Genomic DNA, 20836 nt, shown 5'->3' with positions numbered 1-20836 from the left:
ATAAAACTCATGAATATTTCAGTAGAACTTACATTAACGCCACTCCAGGACGATTACGAGCCGGCAATTATAGATTTTATTAAAAGTTTGCGTGCATCTGGGCTAATCGTTTTAGAAAATCCTTTAAGTACACAGGTTTATGGTGATTATGATGCGGTAATGACTGTGCTTCAGAAAGAAATGAAAGTTGCTTTAGAAGCGGTAGAGCGAGGTCTTTTATACATAAAAATCGTAAAATCTGACCGCAGCGACTATGAGCCCCATTTTTGATTTTCTATTTGGTCAATATGCAGAATACGAGACCACTTCTGTAGTCTTAGAAATTATAGCGGTTGTTTTCGGACTCCTTTCTGTCTGGTTTTCTAAGCAGAACAATATTTGGGTTTATCCTTCGGGGATGATAAGCACAGCAATTTTTGTGTATCTGTTAGCAAAATGGGGCTTGCTGGGCGATTTAATGATTAACGCATATTATTTTGCGATGAGTGTTTATGGCTGGTACATCTGGACGCGTAAAGTAGATGCAAAACATGTCACACCTATAACGCGAACTACGTTAACAGAACATAAATGGTCTGCTCTCATTTTTATAATAACGCTCATTTTTGTGTTTTGTGTCTACACGTATTTTGACAAGTGGAATAGTTGGACGGCATATGTAGATACGGTAACTACAGCAATATTCTTTGTAGGTATGTGGCTTATGGCTAAGCGTAAGATTGAGAATTGGATTTATTGGATAGTGGGAGATATAATCTCTGTGCCCCTATATTTTCACAAAGGCTTCACATTTACCAGTTTTCAATATGTTATTTTTACTATTCTAGCTATTTATGGTTTTATTGCGTGGAAAAAATACCTGAACAACAACCCGGTGATTGTATAAAAATTGTGCTGTTTGGACCTGAAAGTAGTGGTAAAACAACGCTTTCACGAGCACTTTCTGAATATTATAAAACGCTATGGGTACCCGAGTATGCTCGCGAATACCTTCAGGAGAAGTGGGTAACTCAAAAAACAATTTGTGAGCCTAAAGATATACTACCCATTGCAAAAGGACAGATTAAACTAGAGAATGACGCAGTACAAACCGGCATTAAATTAGTATTTTGTGATACAGATCTCTTAGAGACAAAAGTCTATAGTGAAGCTTATTATGAGGGCTGGTGCGACCCTTTAGTTGCTGAAGCAGCGCTCAAAAACGTGTATGATCTTTATCTTTTAACTTATATTGATATACCCTGGGAGGCAGATGACTTACGAGATAGGCCAGAGCAACGTCAGGAAATGTTTGATCTTTTTGAACAGGCATTGATTAATAACAACAGACCATATGTGCTTTTAAAAGGAACTGTACAGCAACGTTTAAAAACAGCTATTAACCAAATTAACAACTTACTACCTTGAATTTTACAGACCAAGAAATCAGCGAAATCAGAGAACATGGTTTAACTACAAAACAAGTAGCCTCTCAAATTGAACTTTTTGTAAATGGTGTACCTAATGTTAAGCTGGTCTCTGCAGCAACAATATCAGACGGTATTTTTCAGCTTTCAGATCAGGAGGCGTTAACCTATCGTGATGTTTATGAACAAAAAAAGGCAGACCTAGAAATTTTAAAATTTACACCAGCCTCTGGTGCTGCCAGTCGTATGTTTAAAAGTGTATTTAAATTTCTGGAAGATTATAATTCAGAGAAAGAAACAGTTAATGCATATTTAGAACGTACCGGTAGTAAGGTTATGAAAGTCTTTTTTGATAACTATGAGAAATTTCCTTTTTATAATAGAATAGTAGATCATCTTAGTGATGCAGAATTAGCAGATGAAAGCTCAAAAAAGTATGCATTTGTAAAGAAAATGATGGGTGCCGAAGGTGAAGATTTTGGCAATTTGCCTAAAGGTTTAATCCCTTTTCATTATTACGGTTCATATAGTGTAACCGCTTTTGAAGAGCACCTCTATGAGGCGGCTGCTTACGCTGCAAAAAATGATCACGCAAAATTACATTTTACCGTATCTCCAGAACATAAAGAAGCTTTTGAAGCACAATTAAAAGAGGTAGAGACTTCAGTAAGTACAAAAACTAACACCAGTTTTAAGGTTGACTATTCTTTTCAAAAGCCAGAAACAGATACTATTGCAGTTACCCTAGACAATAAAATGTATCGTAAAGATGACGGTTCGTTACTTTTTAGACCAGGAGGCCACGGAGCATTAATTGAAAATTTAAATGATGTTGATGCAGATGTGATTTTTATTAAAAATATAGACAATGTCCTGGTTAACGGTAAGATTGAAAATTTAGCAAAAAGTAAACGTACACTTGCGGGTGTGTTACTTGCAAAGCAGGAGCAGGTTTTTAAATATGCAGGTTTACTGGCAAACGATACCATTACAGAAGCAGAGCTCGAAGCGCTGGTTACGTTTTTAGAAACCGAATTTAGTACGCGTATAAGTGATGCTTATTCTAATTTTTCAATGGCTGAAAAGAAAACATATCTAGCTGAAATTTTAGATAGACCCATACGAGTTTGTGGTATGGTTAAAAATGAAGGAGAACCTGGCGGAGGTCCGTTTTGGGTTGAAGATGAAAATGGCAAGATAGCGCTGCAGATAATTGAAAGTGCACAGGTAAATACTAAAGATGCTAAGCAGGAAGAGATTTTTAAAAACTCAACTCATTTTAATCCGGTAGATATTGTCGCAGGTGTTCGTAATTATAAAGGAGAAAAATATAATTTACTTGATTTTGTAAATCCAGACCTGGCATTTATCGCTTATAAAACAGATGGCGGTACAGAGATTAAAGCATTAGAGCTTCCGGGATTGTGGAATGGCGCGATGGCACGCTGGAACACTTTATTTGTTGAGGTTCCTCTAGAAACATTCAATCCGGTAAAAACGGTAAATGATTTGCTAAAACCTTCGCACCAAAGCTAGATGAATAAAGACGTACTGTTTTCAGAATGTGATTTTAAAGCAGTTCGCAGTAGCGGGCCCGGAGGTCAGCACGTAAATAAAACTTCAACTAAAGTAATGCTACACTGGAGTTTAAAAGACACAACAGTATTTGATGATGTTCAAAAAGATCGTCTGAGTGCGCGTTTATCGTCAAAACTTACTACAGAGGGTTCATTGGTGCTATCATACGATCAAAGTCGCAGTCAGCACAAAAATAAAGAAGAGGTATTTAAGAACCTGGTAAAGCTCTTGGAAGCAGGATTAAAAATTCCGAAGTATAGAAAAAAAACAAAACCTTCTTTAGCTTCTAAAAAGAGGCGACTTGATATAAAGAAGCATACAGCAGATAAAAAAGCAAACCGAAGACCGCCCAGTTTATAAATTTAACGGTCAAGATTTTAAAAGTGTGGAGAATTTCCACACTTTTTTTGTGGAATATACTCAGATTCTACAAGTTCCACACATTCCATCATTTAGTGTTGTTGTGTTTAATTACCTGTATTTCAATACAATATAGTTATTAGAGATGGCTTAGTTGTACTTGGTACAGTTTTGCTATATACCTAAATGAGTTTGAGAGTAAACAAGCTTAATTTTCAAAATACTAATAAACAAATACAGGAATGAAAAATTTAATAATGACAGTGGCAGCAGCAGCAACGTTACTTTTTGCAAGTGAAAAGGTAAATGCTCAGGATACTGAAAATAAGGATATAGCATTAAATAAAACAGAAGTTCAAGCTCCGGTAAATGATGGATTTGAAAAAATAGAAATTTCAGAATTACCTAAAATCGTTACAGATGCTGTAGTGGTTGATAAAGCTGGAGCGACGGTTGATGAGGCTTTTTTAAATGCCGAATTAAAACTGTATAAACTCACTCTAGTTAGTGAAGGTCAAGAATCTGAAACTGCCTACATAAATGAAGTAGGAAAATGGGTTGAGGTTAAATAAAAAAATCAATTAAATAATCAATATAAATTTTTGTACGCAAGTGCACTTTCTAAATAATACAATTATGAAAAATCTAGTAATGACAGTAGCAGCGGCAGCAACAATGATTTTTGCAGCTCAAAATATGACCGCACAAGAAACATTTCAAGATGTTGCAATGAATCAAACAGAAGCACAAGCTCCGATACAGGATGGTTTTGAAAAAATAGAAACAGCTGCACTACCTGAAACAGTTACAAATGCAGTAACAGCAGATAAAGCAGGTTCTGAAGTAACCGAAGCATTCTTTAATGAAGAATTAGGAGTGTATAAGTTGATGTTACAGGCAGAAGGCGCAGAAGCTGAAACAGCATATATCAACGCTGAAGGAAAATGGGTTACTTTAAAGTAATCTGGATTAAAAAGTAAGTATTATAAATCACGACACTTAGGTGTTAATCTAAAATATCAAATTATGAAAAAGTTAGTAATGACTGTAGCAGCCGCAACAACAATGCTTTTTGCAGCTCAAAATATGACCGCACAAGAAACATCTCAAGATGTTGCAATGACTCAAACAGAAGCGCAAGCTCCGGTACAGGATGGTTTTGAAAAAATAGAAACAGCTGCACTACCTGAAACAGTTACAAATGCAGTAACAGCAGATAAAGCAGGTTCTGAAGTAACTGAAGCATTCTTTAATGAAGAATTAGGAGTGTATAAGTTGATGTTACAGGCAGAAGGCGCAGAAGCTGAAACAGCATATATCAACGCAGAAGGTAAATGGGTTACTTTAAAGTAATCTGAAATAAAAAGTAAGTATTATAAATCACGACACTTAGGTGTTAATCTAAAATATCAAATTATGAAAAAGTTAGTAATGACTGTAGCGGCCGCAACAACAATGCTTTTTGCAGCTCAAAATATGACCGCACAAGAAACATCTCAAGATGTTGCAATGAATCAAACAGAGGCGCAGGCACCTGTAGCAGATGGCTATGAGAAAATTGAAGTTTCAGAATTACCTGTAACGGTAACTGATGCAATTGAAGCAGATAAAGCAGGATCTGAAGTAACAGAAGCTTGGGTTGATGCAGAGAAAAAAACGTTCAAACTTATTTTAGTAGCTGAAGGTGCAGAAGCAGAGACTGCTTACATCAATGCAGCTGGTGAATGGGTTGAACCAAAAGAGTAGTTTAATTCCCTTGAATTTTTAAGTTATAGAATGGTTAGAAATTCAGAAAAAACCCCGACGAAAGTCGGGGTTTTTTGTTTTTAATACAATCAGGTTTTAAAAATATAAGAGATTAAAATCCGTTATGTATTTTATGATTTATTTGACCTCAGTCACACCCTGGGTTTAGTACTTTTAAACTTATAAAATTAAAACAGTTGACTAGTATTCTAATTATTGAAGATGATGTAGCATTTTGTAAAATGCTGGAGACCTTTTTGAGCAGGCGCGATTTTAAAGTAACAAGCGCTTTTACTGCCGAAGAAGCCCGAAAGATTTTAGATACAACCACCATAAATCTTGTATTAACAGATGTACGTTTGCCAGATGATGATGGTCTTAGTGTTTTAAAACACGTTATACAAATAAATCAGAATATACCCGTAATTCTTATGACGGGCTATGCAGAAGTGAATAAGGCAGTGCAGGCAATGAAGGAAGGTGCTTTTGACTACATTTCTAAACCGGTACGACCCGATGAATTGCTGCAAATAATAGAAAAAGCACTTCAGAAAAATAACAGTACAAAAGCAACTCAGAACGTAGCAGAAGTAAAGCAAGAAGCTGTTGTTGAACCTAAGACTAAGAGTGCGGCAAAATCCCAGTTTATAAAAGGTATAAGTGATGCTTCGGCAAAACTCAATCAATATGTAGATTTAGTAGCGCCCACAACAATGTCTGTTTTAGTAATAGGTGATAGTGGTACGGGTAAAGAATACGTTGCAAAAAATATTCACGATAGAAGCAAACGAAAGGAGAATCCGTTTATCGCAGTAGATTGTGGTGCTATTCCAAAAGAATTAGCGAGCAGTGAGTTTTTTGGTCATAAAAAAGGATCATTTACAGGAGCCTTAACAGATAAAATAGGTCACTTTGAAGCGGCAAATGGGGGTACACTTTTTTTAGATGAAATAGGAAACCTCTCTTACGAGCTGCAAGTTCAATTGTTAAGAGCTTTGCAAGAGCGCAAGGTAAAACCGGTAGGCGCAAATACTGAAATTCCGGTAGATATACGTGTTGTAGCAGCAACAAATGAGGATCTTGCTGAAGCTGTTAAAAAAGGTGAGTTTAGAGAAGATTTATACCACAGACTTAATGAATTTTCAATTAAAGTACCGAGGTTAAGTAAACGTAAAGAAGATTTACGATTGTTTGTAAGTGCATTTTTGCAACGTGCAAATAACGAACTAGAAAAAGATGTTGAGGGCTTTAGCGAGCAGGCGATGCAGGCTTTAGAGCGTTACGACTGGCCGGGAAACTTACGAGAACTTCAAAATATTGTAAAACGATCTGTTTTACTAACACAGCACACCACTATACCTTTAGAATTATTGCCTCAGGAAATTACAAGCTTTAAAGAAGATGCGTCAAAACAAGACTTTAGTTTATTTAAAAATGCAAATGAGCAGGAACTTATATTAGATGCTCTTGAGGAAGCAAACGGTAATAAAAGTAAAGCCGCACGTATTCTTAATGTAGATCGTAAAACACTTTACAATAAGTTAAAACAGTACGATATTAAACTTTAAAGTGAAATCGTAAATCTTTAAGTAATTCATTGGTGTCTTTCTCCACAATATGAATAAGGGATTTCAATACTTTTTTAGAAATTGTTTTTCCGTCAGGATTCTCTAGCTTTTCTAATATTTTAACTATAGATGTTGCTTCTAACTGGCGCATCATAGGTAGCATTTTATGAGCGATTTCTTTGAGTTGCTCCGGGCTTTCTGCGTGTGTATTGAGTAAAATAAGATTTTCTTCGGCAGTTTCTATAAATACTACGATAATAGATTTTAACGACTCAGGATCATCATCAGCAAAAGCGTTAAGCGCATCTAAATTGTAAGCCTGGTCTGCGTGTTGATTGTTTTCTTGAAGTGGTTTAACCGTAAAATTCAGATTCTTAATAATGGCTATTAGGTGATCTGGTTTGTAAGGTTTTTTTAGATTACTGGTGAATCCTAACTTTTTATAATCGTCATCTTCTAATTTTCCATTCCCGGAAAGTGCTATAACGGGAGTCTCTTTTAAACGTATATCCTGCCTAATTTTTTTGATAAGTTCGATACCATCTAGAATGGGCATTTGTATATCGGTTAGAATAAGGTCAAAGGTGTTATGCTCTAATTGGTCTAGCGCTTCTTTACCGTTTGTTGCAACAGTAATGGTATAGGGGTGACTTTTTAGCGTTTCCTGAGCAAGCTTTATTTGCATGGGTTCATCATCAACCAGCAATATATTTTTAGGGGTGTTGGTGTCAAACTCTTCAGTAATGGTCGGGGAGGTTTCCATTTTTTGCCCCGTTTCTTCTACAGGAATACTAAGTGTAAATGTGCTTCCTTTTCCGAGTTCGCTTTCAAGTTTCAGCTTACCATTTAATAAATCTGCAAGTTTTTGAGAGATGGAAAGTCCCAGGCCAAAGCCGCCATACCTCTGCGCAATATGATCTTCCGCTTGAGAAAACTCTTTAAATATAATTTTCTGTTTGTGTTTTGCGATACCTATTCCTGTATCTGCAACAGCAATGATCAAATTTGCCTTTTCTAAAACTAATGAAATAGTAATGCTGCCCGAGTCTGTAAACTTATAGGCATTAGTAATTAGGTTTGAGACAATTTGTTTTATACGGAAAGGATCACTTAAAAACAGACGATCTAATTCTTGAGGTACGTCAACTTTGAGATTTACATCTGGTTTCCCAACAGCCGGGATTGCCACAGCTATAATGTCTTCAATAAGATTTTTAGGATTAAATGGTATTTTTTCTATCTTAATTTTGCCGGCTTCTAATTTTGAGAAATCAAGAAGATCATTTACCAGCTGAAGCATATACTCGCCAGATTTTTCTATGGTGTGTAAATAGCGATTTTGCGTGGCATCTACGCTGGTTTTTTGCAGCAAATCTGTAAACCCTATAACCGTATTTAAGGGGGAGCGCATATCGTGTGTGATGGTCGCCATTAGCTGCTCTCTACTTTTTAAAAGCGATTTAGCCACTTTATTGCTTTTTTGTAATTCGGTGTTGTATTGTTGGCTTCGTGATGCGTCTTTAAATATCATTATTACAAAACCCAGAGCTAGAACGATGCTTATTAAACCTATAATCTTTAAGGTTTTTGAGATCTCATCTATTCGTGAGTTAAGGAGTTCTTCACGTTGTTTTGCAGATAACAGACCTTCCTGTTCAAACGAACTTAAAAGCGTTCTAATCTTCAGGTTAATTTCGCGGTCGTTTTTAAGCAGATTATTCTCTTTACTAATAATATCAATCTCCAGCTGTTTTTTTCGGTCTTCAATTTTTGCCAGTGTTTCCCGCACGGTCTTAGCCATTGAGGTTAGATTTTGATCGGGGTCTGCATTGTCTTTTCGCAGATATTCGAGATAATCTACAATCACTTTTTTAGTATATGCATCTACAGAATCAAGTCTGGGATCGTTAGAATAATCTTCAAAATAGATGTCTTCCTTTGTTAATTCGGCAAGAGCCTCGTCATAATAATTACGGGAGTATTGCTCCCTGCGCAACTGTACCATTGCGCTTATGTTTGTAGTTTTTGTATTTAGAAGTATTTTAATGCTGTCCAGTTGTTGGGTGAGCATTCTGGTTGTGGTTAATGCGCGTAAGGAGTCGAGTTGAGGTGAGATGCTATCTACTATCACCCGGTATTGTTTAAATTGATCCTGAGAGCCTGTGGCCATCGCTGTACGACCTATGGTCTCTGCCTCATATAAATAACTTAGAGCGTTACTGGTGTAGGTAAGCTTCTTGTTTGTAGTGGCAGACTCTTTCTCAGGATAAATAAATGTTTTGATTTGCGGGTAAATAAACCAGACACCTACAATAATTAAAAGGGCGATTAAAAAGTAGCCTGCAAGTACTTTAAGGGTAATAGATCGCTTTGTGTTTTTCATAAAAAGGTATTCGGTTTAAAATTAATCTTATGCGAAACAAAAGCCCTTAATTTTTTTATAAAAGCAGAACTATTGTACTACATTTGCCGCTCAATCTCAAAGGGGTGCTTAAACTTTCTATTTAGAAACGCAAGCTGAGATCACACCCAATGAACCTGGGCAGGTAATGCTGCCAAGGGAAACGTTTAAAAGTATAGATGTATTCAATATTGCTTTTAAACAACATTGCTTTTTTATTTAATAATTTCACAGAATAATCGCCCCTTTTATTCGTAATAATTTTACGAATGAAAACTCTTTTATTTGTGTGTGTTGCTTCCATAACAACCTGGGGAGCACTCGCACAGCAAAAACCATCAGACACTACTAGCGTAAATACGTTAAACGAAGTTTTAGTGAAATCTGTACGCGTAAATGCAGACTCCCCTATTACCTTTAGTAACCTTTCTAAAGAAGAAATCAACCAGCGTAATCTGGGTCAGGATTTACCCATTTTGCTTAATTTTTTACCCAGTGTAGTAACCACATCAGATGCAGGTGCGGGAGTGGGTTACACGGGTTTTCGCGTACGCGGAACAGGAAATCAAGGAATAAATGTTACAATTAACGGTATCCCATATAACGATTCTGAAAGTCTTACGACCTTTTTTGTAAACCTTCAGGATTTTAGCAGTTCTGTACAAAGTTTACAATTGCAACGTGGTGTAGGTACTTCTACAAATGGAGCCGGAGCTTTTGGTGCGAGTTTAAATATTCTTACCGAAGCTATAGATAATAAGGCATACGCCGAAGTTAGTGCTTCGGGAGGATCATTTAATACTCGTAGAGCCAATGTAAAATTTGGTACAGGTCTTATAGGTGATCACTTTAGCTTTTCGGGAAGATTATCAACTATTAAATCAGACGGTTACGTTGACCGTGCTAGCTCAGATTTAAAATCTTATTATTTACAGGGAGGCTATCGCGACGAAAATACTTTAATTAAGGTTATAGGTTTTGGAGGTGCTGAGGTTACTTATCAATCGTGGAATGGTATAGATGCCGAAACACTGGCAACAGACAGAACCTTTAACCCTATAGGCTTTCAATACGATGATGCCGGAAACCTGCAAGGCTTTTATGACAATCAGGTAGATAATTATAAGCAAGACCATCTTCAGATATTATGGAATCAAAAATACGGCGGCGGCTGGTCAACAAATCTCAGTTTAAACTATACAATGGGACGTGGCTTTTTTGAAGAATATGTAGACTCGTGGTATTACGCAAATGTCAATTTTAGTGATGATGCTACTTTTGACTTTATAGGCTGGGAGCCGTATGAAGTTGAGGGTTCTTTACAAACCGATACTGATTTAGTACGTCGTCGCTGGTTAGATAATCGTTATTATGTAGCTAATTTAACTACTAATTATTCAGACGAAAACATCGATTTTGATGCCGGGGTTTTTGGTAGTATATACAGCGGTGATCACTACGGTGAAATCACGTGGGCTCGGTATTTTTCACAAACTGAAGAACCGGGTTACCGTTATTATTTTGGGACAGCAGATAAAAATGAGTTTACCACATTTGCTAAGGCTACGTGGCGTATAGACGATACCTGGAGTGTGTTTGGAGATTTACAACGTAGGTTTATATCCTACCAAACAGATGGTTTAAATGATGACAGGGAAGAATTTATCATTGATAAAAAGTTTTCATTTTTTAATCCTAAAGCAGGATTAACAGTTAGTCTTGATGCCTCAAACAAGGTTTATGCATCTTATGCGCGCGCAAACCGAGAACCCAATCGCACAGATTTTGAAAATGGAAATCCCATACCCGAAACTTTAAATGATTTTGAATTAGGCTATCGCTTTACTCAGGAGCGAGCTCGTATTTATGCAAACCTGTATTATATGGATTATCGTAATCAGCTTGTATTAACAGGTGCAATTGACGATGTGGGTGCTCCCATACGTCAAAACAGCGGTTCAAGTTATCGATTGGGATTAGAAGTGGAGGCTACTGTAGAGCTTATACCTGGTATTCTCGCGGTATCCCCTAACATTGCCTTAAGCACAAATAAAAACAGAGATTTTCTTTTTGAGAGAGATGGTGTTCTACAAAATTTAGGAAATACAAATATTTCTTATTCACCAAATGTTATAGCAGGAAATCGTTTAGATGTTTTTCCTTTAAAAAGTTTGAGATTGTCGTTACTTTCTAAATATGTAGGTGAGCAATACCTTGGTAATATAGACGCAGAAAGTTCTAAGCTAGATGCCTATTTTATAAATGATTTTAATGTGCAGTATGATCTGGAGGAAATAGGTTTTGCAAAATCTATAACGCTAACCGCTTTAGTAAATAACATATTTGATAAAAAGTATGTTTCAAACGGATATTTCTTTACGTATGATGATGACTTTACAAACCCGGGAACCATAACTACAGTTGAAGGGACGGGATATTATCCGCAGGCAGGAATTAATTTTTTAATAGGAGCAACGATTAGGTTTTAGGGGACTCATAGCGTTGCTTTACAGCCGGCATCTGCCGGCTGTTTTTATTTTAATTAGAAACATTAATTCCACTTCCGCTCTGCGAAACCCGGTATTCTATAAGTGTATAAGGTAGTTGTTTGCCAAGATCCTGCCCGGTATAAAGTGTATAGGTGTTTTCTTCACAAGAACATTTAGCTTCAACTCCATTTAAAATCATAGTAGAACACTCATTAGGTACGTGATTGGGATCTGTAGCTTCCCAGGCACGCACTCCTGCACCAGTATTAATTACAAAAATACCCCGTACTCCGGCATTAGCAACAAACACCGCATTGCCGGGAAACTGCAAAACGCTGTATTCTGGTAAATTTGTGTTTAAACTTATAGTAAATGATATGGGATTTATATTGGGGTTATTAGTACGATTATCATCTGTGCTGCAGGAGAGAAAAGCAACGGAAAGAATTAAAATAGCTGAGATTTTATTGAACATTTTTGATAAAAGATGAATTGTCAATTTATAAGATTTTAAAAGTAAGAATTAATAAATTCGTATATTAGCAACAGATAATCCCGTTTTTGATGGGATTTTTTGTGTTTATAGCACTGCGCATACATTATGCTGTGAACAGCCAAATGATAAAACGAAGATACGCAGATTACATTGTATTTAATAAATGAAGTTATGAGTAAGGTAGCATACTATACAGAAGAAGGATTAAAGAAATTAAGAGACGAACTTAATCATTTGAAAGATGTAGAGCGTCCTAAATCCTCACAAGCAATTGCAGAAGCGAGAGATAAAGGTGATTTAAGTGAGAATGCAGAATATGACGCAGCTAAGGAAGCACAGGGAATGCTTGAAATGCGTATTTCTAAGATGGAAGAAATTGTTGCTAATGCACGTATTATAGATGAATCACAATTAGATACTTCAAAAGCATTAGTACATTCTACGGTTACGATTAAAAATCAGGTAAACGGAATGGAAATGAAATATAAGTTAGTAGCTCAAAGCGAAGCCGACTTAAAAACCGGGAAAATTTCGGTTGATTCTCCTATTGGTAAAGGTTTATTAGGTAAAAAAGTAGGGGATGTTGCAGAAATTAGCGTTCCTAACGGGACTATGAAGTTTGACGTAATTGATATTACAAGAGACTAACACCTTTATTTAATAAAGTTTTATAGCTGAGTTCATAACAAGGAATCCTTTTATGAACTCAGCTTTTTTAATTTAATTTCTCCAGATAAAATCTCCTTTGTCAACAGACCAGTCATTGCCAAAGAAACCACTGGCTTTAACACCTTCAATTCCTTTTGAAAGCATAGTATTGTCAAATATTAAAACGTCTGGAAAGGTGGTTCCGTTTTCAAGATAGTCATTGGCATATGCCGCTTTCATACCTTCAACACCTGTAGCTGTTACAACACCTATACTTGCAATAGCGCTATCTGTTCTGGGATAAATAAATAGTGCACCCCAGGAATCACCAGTAAGCGATTTTGAACCCATCTCAATTTTATTTGTTGAAACCTGAATGGGGCTGTCTTTCAAAAGTTTGTTCCAGGTTGTATTATTGCTTTTGTTTCCGTAGATAATTATGTTCTGATCAGGATAATTACTTGCTTTAAAATCACGATCTTTTACAAGTTCTACAGAACCATTTGCACGGTACCAGAATTTTTCAGCATCAAATTTAGCCCGGTTATAATACCATTTATTCTCCTCATTAGAACCGTTAGAGGCATAAACAAAAACCATATTATTTCTAAAGGCATCTTTGAATCCGCCATTTCGGTGAGGCCCTTTTTCACTAGCTTGAGGAGCCTTGATACGAGCCCATGTTCCTAAATTATTCTCTAAATAGATTGTTTCTTTAGAGGGGAAAGTTAATTGCTGATTATCGATAGCTAATGTATCATTTGTTATTGCTGCATTCTGTAAATCTATGCGCAGTACGGCTGTGTTTATTGTTGTAATATTTAGTTTGCCGTCTTCTTTTTTCAATTTAAATGAACTTATTTCAAAGGGTTTTTTCTGCTGAAGAATACTAACATAATGAGAACCGGCAGAAACTCCGGGAGAACCCGTTGAAAACTCAATCTCATCAATATCTTCTGAAGCCTTTATTTTTCGGGCTTTAAAGAAATCAAAAAGCAAGGGATAATCTACACTCTCGTCACCATACCAGTGTGTTCCGTCAGGATATTCATAATACGAGAAGTCGTTATGATAAGAGCCTAGCTGCGCACGCATATCGCGGGCTATTGATGTAGGAACTACATTGTCTTTTTCTCCGTGTAAAATATAAACCCCATAATGCAGATAATTGCGTTTTAATTTTAGTGTACGGCTGGGATTGCCTGCTCTACGAATGATACTGTCTAAGTGGGCATCTATATCATTGTTAAATGTTAATGTCGCTTTTTTCAAAAAGTCATCTTTAGTCATACCAAAACGGTCAAAACTTTCTGCCGGCATTTCTCTCATACGTTCTATAGAATTGTTGCGGTATAGCAGAAGATCAGGATAACCCGCACAAGGAGCAATAGCAGCAAAGCGATCTGGATAGGTCGCACCAAGATACCAGGTGCCGTGACCGCCCATAGAATGGCCGGTTAAATACGTATGTTGTTTATCTGTTTTAAGTAATTTTTCTGCTTCATCAAGAACTTCCAAGGCATCAAGTCTACCCCAGTCTTCCCAGGCAAAACCATAAGGTCTGCGGTTAGTAGGTGCCACAAGATGTCCCCAGTCTTTCTGCTTATAAGCATTGGCTTGATTCACCGCTTCTACAGAAGCCCCATGAACAGAGAAAAACAAGGCCTGATTGTCTGTATCTTTAGTAAGAGAAGGTGCTAAACTGTAATATTGAACACTGCCATCTACCTGACTTATAAACGTGTTTTTATGATGCTTATACTTTGATTTTACAGCAAGTTCTAACGTATCTGTACTTAGTGTTTTTCCAGACTTATCCATTAATGTAATTACAGCATTTACAGTTTCCTGTTGTGCTAAATTTTTAGGAATTGCTATTTTAAATGGGACTTTTCTAACGATGAGCGGTGAGATGTTAGGAACCTGAGAGCTAATCTCAGCATCCCCTATTTTTACGTGAATCTTTCCGTTTTTAAACCAGTCATCTGTTGTGTTCATTACCCTAATTGCACCATATACAGGTTTAGACTCTTCAATTAAAAGGTCTGGAAGTGTGAGATCTCTTTTAGTAAATTGAATAGGTTGATCTGCCTTTAAGAGTCTGGCACGCATTGTAGCAAATCGCCCGCCAGAAAGCACAAATTCATTTTTGCCTTTATTGAGTTTTACAGGTATTAAATTCCATCCAAAATCATAGTGATCACCCTCATGAGGTAAGCCATTAATTAAAACATTAGTATGTCCTGATGCTTCAAAAAGTACAGTTTGCTCGGTTTCTGAATTATATTCTAGATATAAATACCCAGAGCGCAAACCGCGATCAGCAAATTCATTTTTCTCTTGTGTTTTTAGGGGTTCCCACTCAAGAGTTTTACCAGAAAAAGCATCAATTATTTTGATTTCTGCTATTGGTGTATTTACCTTTTTGTTGAGTATTTGTGCGAATACGGGATCACTTGAAACGGCATCATTATTAAACGCAAATCCTTGTTTTTTTAAAATTAATCCTTCAGTAAATAAATGCAGGATCTCACCTTCGTTGACGTCCTCTACTTTTTCTTTACCAAAATATTGAACGATGTTACCTTGTTGATTCTGGGCAAATGACAAAGAAGTTACCGCGAGTAAACTGAATAAAAGCCAGCTAAATTTCATTATCTATGTATTTAAATTAAAAACGGGTCACTGTTAAATGACCCGTTAGAATTAGTATTTAAAACCTATTGTTTAGGTCCTGCACCATAATTAGGGTTTTGTTTATCAAACCACAAACGCTCTGTGTTTAAGACTTGCGGGTCATTAGATCCCGTTGTAAAGCCTTGTTCCATATATGCGTTGTTGTAGTTGTTGTAATTACTGTTGTCTTCAGTAGGAGTTCTCACAGTAAAACGGCGCGGTACTGTTGCAGAAGAGCCGCCGGTTAAGAATGGGTCTCTGGGCAGAATTGTACTTGCAGTTTTAGGAATTCCAGATCTTCTTACAGTTGTCCATAAATCACCGGGCATCGCCGCAAAATTTATGTATTGTTGTATGTACACTTTTTCTAAACCGTCTGTACTCAAATCATATGCAGGCTGAAGTAATAAGTTAGCGATCTCTTCATCTCTTAGTTTTGTTGCGCCAGCTTCAGCTAATGCTGCATCCATATAAACAGGGTCTTCGTCATAGTATGGAAAACCATTGTTTTCAGCAAGCATATCTAATACACGTGCAGAAAACTCAACGCCGCGGTTTAAATAGTCCTGTGCATCTCCCGGAATGTTTGCTCCCAGAAGTTTAAATTCTGCCAGATATAAATTAGTCTCAGCAGATGATCCTAAAATCACTTTTAAAGGAGGAAAGTTATCGTTGCGTTGTAACACACGACCATTTGGTTTAGTAGGGTAGGTAAAGCCATATCCTGTACGAGTTATACGCTCTGCAAAATTTGAAGTAGATGTATAGGTTTTTTCAGCTCCGTTAAGATTAACTCTATTGTTAATTCCTTGATTAAAATAAACATCATTTGCACCTATAAAAGCAGCATCTGGAGATAACGGTACTCCAAAATAGCGCACCCAGGGCTCACCCGGTCCAGACCATCCCTCAAAATTGCCGGCTGCATCTAATACCACATACTGCTCAACATAAGGAGGTAAATCCTGTCCTGCATCAATAAATGCCTGTATCACCTCACCGTTAAATGAGTTTTTATCAAAAAGCACTTTAACTCTAGGGTCTTTATTAGCAACCATAAAATCTATAAGCTCTATAGATCCTGCACCTGCGCCCATAGGATTACCGGTACCTCTGTAATTAATATCACGTTGATAGATAAAATCATCACTCAAATCATCCATATAACCTGCAGGAGAGTTTGCTACCTCTTCTGCTATAGCTAATGCTTTTGCACGATCTGTATTGATCATACGTGCTGCAATTTTTAATTTAAGCAGATTGCAAAATTTTGCCCATTTTGCATAATCTCCGCCATAAATCACGTCATTGTCACCTATTTCAAATTGATTAGAAGCACTTAAATCTTCAATAGCCATATCTAATTCTTCAAGCCATATTGTATATAATTCTTCTTGTGTATCAAATTCAGGATTAAATAGTGGAGGCGAAGTATAGGGAGCTAAACCGGCTTGTGTGTAAATCATAGAGCCATAAAGGTCTGAATACAGCATAGACGGAAAGATTTGAACCGGGTAGGTCATTGCTTTTAACGCTCTTCTTGCTTCTTGCTCTTCCTCGCTTAATGCCTCTATTTGAGCTCTAATATCTCTGGTATTAGGTATCACCTCGCGGTATATATATAGGCGGTCTGCAACAGGTCCCATTTCAAAAATAGCTTCAGAATTTGCACCACTTCCGGTAGCAGTTGCTACTTGTGACCACGGGTACGCATAATCAAAATTATCATAGAACCAGATGAGGTAATCGTCGCCATACATCTGTTCTACTGCTTTAGTCATCGAGAATCGCAAATCAGGATCTGATAATGCCGATGGGTCGCTATTTAATTCAGCAAAACTGTCTTTATCGCACGCAGAGACAAATACCAGTAGTAGAATTAAAAATATGTTTATCGTTTTTTTCATTTTTTCTTTCTGTTAAATTAAAAATCTAGAGAAATCGTCATGGTGTAACTTGCTGTATACGGAGTAAATGAGCGCTCTCTAAACGAATCTGCACTTCCTGTACCTCTAAAACTTTCCGGGTTAATATTGTTAGGTAAAGAATTATATATGTAGCCTAAGTTTCGTGCATTAACACCTATATAAAGATTGCGTGCATTTAACTTGTCGCTTATACTTTTTGGCAGGTTATATCCTAAAGAAATATTTCTTATAGCGATATATTTTACCTCTTTAAACCAATTGTCGTTAACAACTCCCTGACCCCATGAGTTTGTGAAATAATTATAGAAACTGGCATGAGTGGGTTCTACTAATCCCTGGTCGTAAGCTTCCTGATACGTCATGCCGCCTACATTAACGCTCTCACCACTAGGAGCGGTAATCATTTGACCTTCTTGAAAAATACCTTCCGGGATGATACCATCAGAATAGGTGCGTCCTTCAATATCTGAATATTGAGAAGTCCAGCTAACTCCACCATTTGCTTCATCTCTACCTCTTAGAGAAGAATCAAGATATCCATAAGCAGTACCATATCTGCTTGAATACGATGCGATGTGGCCACCATATCTAGCATCTAATAATACAGAAAGAGATACACCTTTATAGGTGAATTCATTGCTTAATGAACCTTCAAAATCTGGCTGAACCTTACCTACCTTTTCTACTGTCCCACTGCGTTGATAATAAGCGCCACGTCTTGAGTCACTATAGGTAAGTAGTTTCATTCCGTTACGCGGATCGTCTATGGGATTACCGGCGTCGTCTACAGATTGCCACGTCTTTATAGCACTATCAGACATTAACACACCATATTCGCCATCTTCAAAGGCAACAGAGCCTATTCTAAAGTTTCCGTAGCTGATATCGCCGCCTAATGTTTTGAAACCTCCGAAGGCATCATCAAGATCTTTAACTTTTGTGGTATTATTCCAGTAATTGAAAGTTGCATTCCATTCAAAATTCTGAGTTTTTACAGGAGAACCATAAAGACTTAATTCAACCCCATAATTACTTAAGGTACCTATGTTAGTTAAATATTGAGTGTAACCCGCTTCAGCATTTACCGGAACATTACCAATTTGGTTTTTAATAGTCTCATTGTAATATGCAAAATCAACACCTAGACGATTGTTTAAAAAACGGGCATCAAGGCCAAATTCATACGAGTTTTTACGTTCTGGAATAAGTTCTCGGTTAACAAGAGTTTTTGATATTGAATTATTATAAACAAAATTGCCGTCATTCATTTCATATCTGCCAATAGCGTATCCGGGATTTATTACATACGGGTCTGTGTCGCTACCTACCTGCGCCCAGGAAGCTCTTAATTTTCCAAAAGTTACCCAGTCTGGCGTTTTAAAAGTTTCGCTTAAAAGCCAGGAACTAGATACAGAAGGGTAGAAGTAGGAATTTGAGCCGGTTCCGTTAGTGTAAACCAGGGCAGAAGACCAGTCATTTCTACCGGTAATGTCTAAGAACAATTGATCTTTATAGCCAAAACTAGATAAGAAATAAAGCGAGTTAATTTGTTTGGTGCCAAAGATACCTGCATCAGAAATAAGATTTCTTCTTGAGTTGTCCATAAAAAATCTACCCGGTACAATTAAACCACCATCTGTTCTCACATTACTATATGATTTTTCCTGATCAAATATTTCTGCACCTATTAAGAGTGTTGAAGAAATATCTTCGCTTATGTCTTTATGAATATCAAAAGTAATTTTTCCGTTACGTGTTAAATCTCTAGAGTGATTTAAAACATACTGCCCACCTTCATTTGCATAGCCACTACCTAATGCTTTAGACTCATATTTTGTGGTATAATCATTAGCACTAGCCTGTGCGGTTATAGTTAACCAGTCTGTTGCTTCAGCAGAAAGAGTAATAACAGGACGCGAGACAGTCTCTTTACTTCTATCATCTATGGTATTGTAGTTAAACCATAAACCGCTATTGGGAGCAAAGGCAAACTCATCATTAAATTGCGCATTGGGTACACCCCCATGTGGCGCCTGCCAAAAACGGCGTTGTGAATATTTTTCAGTATTGTAAATACGTTCAAAACCACCTTCAAAGAAGTTTTGTGATATAGCATCTAGCGCGTTTTGTGCATTAGATTGGGTGAAAGACATAGATCCGCTAGCTTTTAGCCAGGGGGTTAAATTATAAGTAGCTCTAAATAAAATGGCATTTCTCTCAAAGCTGTTGCTTGGTAATGTACCTGTTCTTTTGTTATAAGAATCAGATAGATAAAAGCTACCCTTGTCGTTAGCGCCACTTACTGAAAATGAAGTGTTTGTATTAATACCAGTCTCGTAGGCATTCTTCATATTATCTTTTTGAGCAGCATAGGGTATTAAACTCCCATCATAATCTTCTATTAACGAACCGTCAAAACGTGGGCCATAGCTTAAGCCGCCGCCCGCGTGGCCTATTAAGGTAGCCTGACCTTCGTTATTATAATAGAATTGCCCTGTGTCAAAACGATAAAAATTATTGTTTTCATCTCTGTTACCGTAGCCAATATAACCGGCGAGTGTACCAGGACCAAATTGATTTTGTAAATCTGGAGTGTCAAAAACGTAATCAATACCTACAGATTGCTTTACTGAAACACCAATCCCGCGCGTACCAGAACCATCTTTAGTTTCGATTAAAACCACTCCATTAATACCACGAGAACCATATAGTGCAGTTGCTGCAGCTCCTTTAAGTACCGAAACAGATTTGTAATCATCTGGGTTAAGATTTTTTAAGATATTACCATAGTCATTGGCACTTGCAGCCCAATCTGCAGAGTTGTCTTTAGATTCGGTATTTTCAAGTATTACCCCGTCAATAACGAATATAGGTTGATTGTTTGTAGAGTTTAATGAAGAAACACCCCGAATCTGAATTTTTGAATTACCAAATAATCCACCGTCTGAAGCGCCAATACTAACCCCAGCAACCTTACCTTGTAAGGCAAGAACGGGATTAACCGTGTTTGTTTTTGCCAGTTCTTCACCGCTCACTTCGGTCATTGCATACCCCAGCTTTTTAACTTCACGCTTGATACCAAGAGCTGTTATTACCACCTCATTTAGAGCTTCTGTGCTCACAACAAAATTCACATTGATTTCATTTTTTCCTGCAACATCAACTTCCTGAGTTGTGAAGCCTATCATCGAAAATACAAGTGTTGCACCTGAAGAAACTTCAATAGTATAATTACCATCAAAATCAGATACGGTTCCGTTACCTGTCCCTTTTTCTGATATGGTAACACCTGGTATGGGCATTCCGTTTTCAGAATCTAAAATTGTTCCTGACACCTGTTGTTGCTGTGCGCAAATACTCTGTATACACAGAAAAAACAACGGCAGTACTAAATACAGTAGCTTTTGTTTCATAAATGTTTTATTTAATAGATCTAATTGTTAGTTACATCTAAGTAGCAGAAAAGGTTAAAAAAAACATAATGAATTAGACAGACGTCACTTGTGAATCGACAGACGACGAATTTTGCATCATTTACTT

At 37.0% G+C, this 20836-nt stretch carries 17 protein-coding genes; 12 read left to right on the top strand and 5 right to left on the bottom strand.

What is annotated here, in order from left to right:
- Positions 1-9 precede the first annotated feature (9 nt).
- The 10 genes from P164_RS13520 to P164_RS13475 all read left to right on the top strand — a co-directional run bounded on the left by P164_RS13520 (position 10) and on the right by P164_RS13475 (position 6658).
- The gene (locus P164_RS13520; protein WP_028376866.1) at positions 10-270 is read left to right on the top strand and encodes a thiamine-binding protein; all 261 of its coding nucleotides are present in this window, start codon (positions 10-12) and stop codon (positions 268-270) included.
- Positions 254-886 carry a nicotinamide riboside transporter PnuC gene (gene pnuC / locus P164_RS13515; RefSeq protein WP_028376865.1) on the top strand — a complete coding sequence of 211 codons (633 nt, stop codon included), beginning with the start codon at positions 254-256 and terminating at the stop codon, positions 884-886. Before P164_RS13520 ends, pnuC begins: the two co-directional genes overlap by 17 nt.
- Positions 847-1407: an AAA family ATPase gene (locus tag P164_RS13510; RefSeq protein WP_028376864.1), complete on the top strand. Its 561-nt coding sequence runs from the start codon at positions 847-849 to the stop codon at positions 1405-1407. The genes pnuC and P164_RS13510 overlap by 40 nt, the downstream gene beginning before the upstream one ends.
- The gene (locus P164_RS13505) at positions 1404-2942 is read left to right on the top strand and encodes a DUF4301 family protein (protein ID WP_028376863.1); all 1539 of its coding nucleotides are present in this window, start codon (positions 1404-1406) and stop codon (positions 2940-2942) included. Before P164_RS13510 ends, P164_RS13505 begins: the two co-directional genes overlap by 4 nt.
- On the top strand, positions 2943-3344 hold the full coding sequence (gene arfB, locus P164_RS13500; protein ID WP_028376862.1) for an alternative ribosome rescue aminoacyl-tRNA hydrolase ArfB: 402 nt from the start codon (positions 2943-2945) through the stop codon (positions 3342-3344). It abuts the gene before it with no gap.
- A 242-nt stretch (positions 3345-3586) separates the two neighbouring features.
- On the top strand, positions 3587-3916 hold the full coding sequence (locus tag P164_RS13495) for a hypothetical protein (RefSeq protein WP_028376861.1): 330 nt from the start codon (positions 3587-3589) through the stop codon (positions 3914-3916).
- Between the two features lie 64 nt (positions 3917-3980).
- The gene (locus P164_RS13490; RefSeq protein ID WP_028376860.1) at positions 3981-4307 is read left to right on the top strand and encodes a hypothetical protein; all 327 of its coding nucleotides are present in this window, start codon (positions 3981-3983) and stop codon (positions 4305-4307) included.
- 63 nt (positions 4308-4370) lie between these two features.
- Positions 4371-4697, top strand: coding sequence for a hypothetical protein (locus P164_RS13485; protein WP_051621357.1), 327 nt, complete (start codon positions 4371-4373; stop codon positions 4695-4697).
- Positions 4698-4760: 63 nt separating this feature from the next.
- A complete protein-coding gene (locus P164_RS13480) occupies positions 4761-5090 on the top strand; it encodes a hypothetical protein (RefSeq protein ID WP_028376859.1) in 330 nt (109 codons plus the stop codon).
- Positions 5091-5287: 197 nt separating this feature from the next.
- Entirely contained in the window at positions 5288-6658 is a 1371-nt protein-coding gene (locus P164_RS13475) for a sigma-54-dependent transcriptional regulator (RefSeq protein WP_028376858.1), read from the top strand.
- Here the strand turns inward: P164_RS13475 and P164_RS13470 are convergent.
- Positions 6648-9041, bottom strand: a complete 2394-nt coding sequence (locus P164_RS13470) for an ATP-binding protein (RefSeq protein ID WP_028376857.1) — start codon at positions 9039-9041, stop codon at positions 6648-6650. The genes P164_RS13475 and P164_RS13470 overlap by 11 nt on opposite strands.
- A gap of 287 nt (positions 9042-9328) precedes the next feature.
- On the opposite strand from P164_RS13470, the gene P164_RS13465 reads away from it, so the two are divergent.
- Positions 9329-11548: a TonB-dependent receptor gene (locus P164_RS13465; protein WP_028376856.1), complete on the top strand. Its 2220-nt coding sequence runs from the start codon at positions 9329-9331 to the stop codon at positions 11546-11548.
- 49 nt (positions 11549-11597) lie between these two features.
- Here P164_RS13465 and P164_RS13460 read toward each other — a convergent pair whose 3' ends face one another.
- On the bottom strand, positions 11598-12023 hold the full coding sequence (locus P164_RS13460) for a hypothetical protein (protein ID WP_028376855.1): 426 nt from the start codon (positions 12021-12023) through the stop codon (positions 11598-11600).
- A 192-nt stretch (positions 12024-12215) separates the two neighbouring features.
- On the opposite strand from P164_RS13460, the gene greA reads away from it, so the two are divergent.
- Positions 12216-12692, top strand: a complete 477-nt coding sequence (greA, locus tag P164_RS13455) for a transcription elongation factor GreA (protein ID WP_028376854.1) — start codon at positions 12216-12218, stop codon at positions 12690-12692.
- A 72-nt stretch (positions 12693-12764) separates the two neighbouring features.
- Here greA and P164_RS13450 read toward each other — a convergent pair whose 3' ends face one another.
- From P164_RS13450 to P164_RS13440, 3 genes are all read right to left on the bottom strand, one after another.
- Positions 12765-15347, bottom strand: a complete 2583-nt coding sequence (locus P164_RS13450) for an alpha/beta fold hydrolase (RefSeq protein WP_028376853.1) — start codon at positions 15345-15347, stop codon at positions 12765-12767.
- A 65-nt stretch (positions 15348-15412) separates the two neighbouring features.
- Positions 15413-17275, bottom strand: coding sequence for a SusD/RagB family nutrient-binding outer membrane lipoprotein (locus P164_RS13445; RefSeq protein ID WP_028376852.1), 1863 nt, complete (start codon positions 17273-17275; stop codon positions 15413-15415).
- Between the two features lie 17 nt (positions 17276-17292).
- Positions 17293-20709, bottom strand: a complete 3417-nt coding sequence (locus P164_RS13440) for a SusC/RagA family TonB-linked outer membrane protein (protein WP_028376851.1) — start codon at positions 20707-20709, stop codon at positions 17293-17295.
- Positions 20710-20836 lie beyond the last annotated feature (127 nt).

The sequence above is a fragment of the Leeuwenhoekiella sp. MAR_2009_132 genome (assembly GCF_000687915.1).
In the GTDB taxonomy this organism is placed as follows: domain Bacteria; phylum Bacteroidota; class Bacteroidia; order Flavobacteriales; family Flavobacteriaceae; genus Leeuwenhoekiella.
Note: the sequence above shows the minus strand (reverse complement) of the source record. Positions and strands in the feature narration are given on the sequence as shown.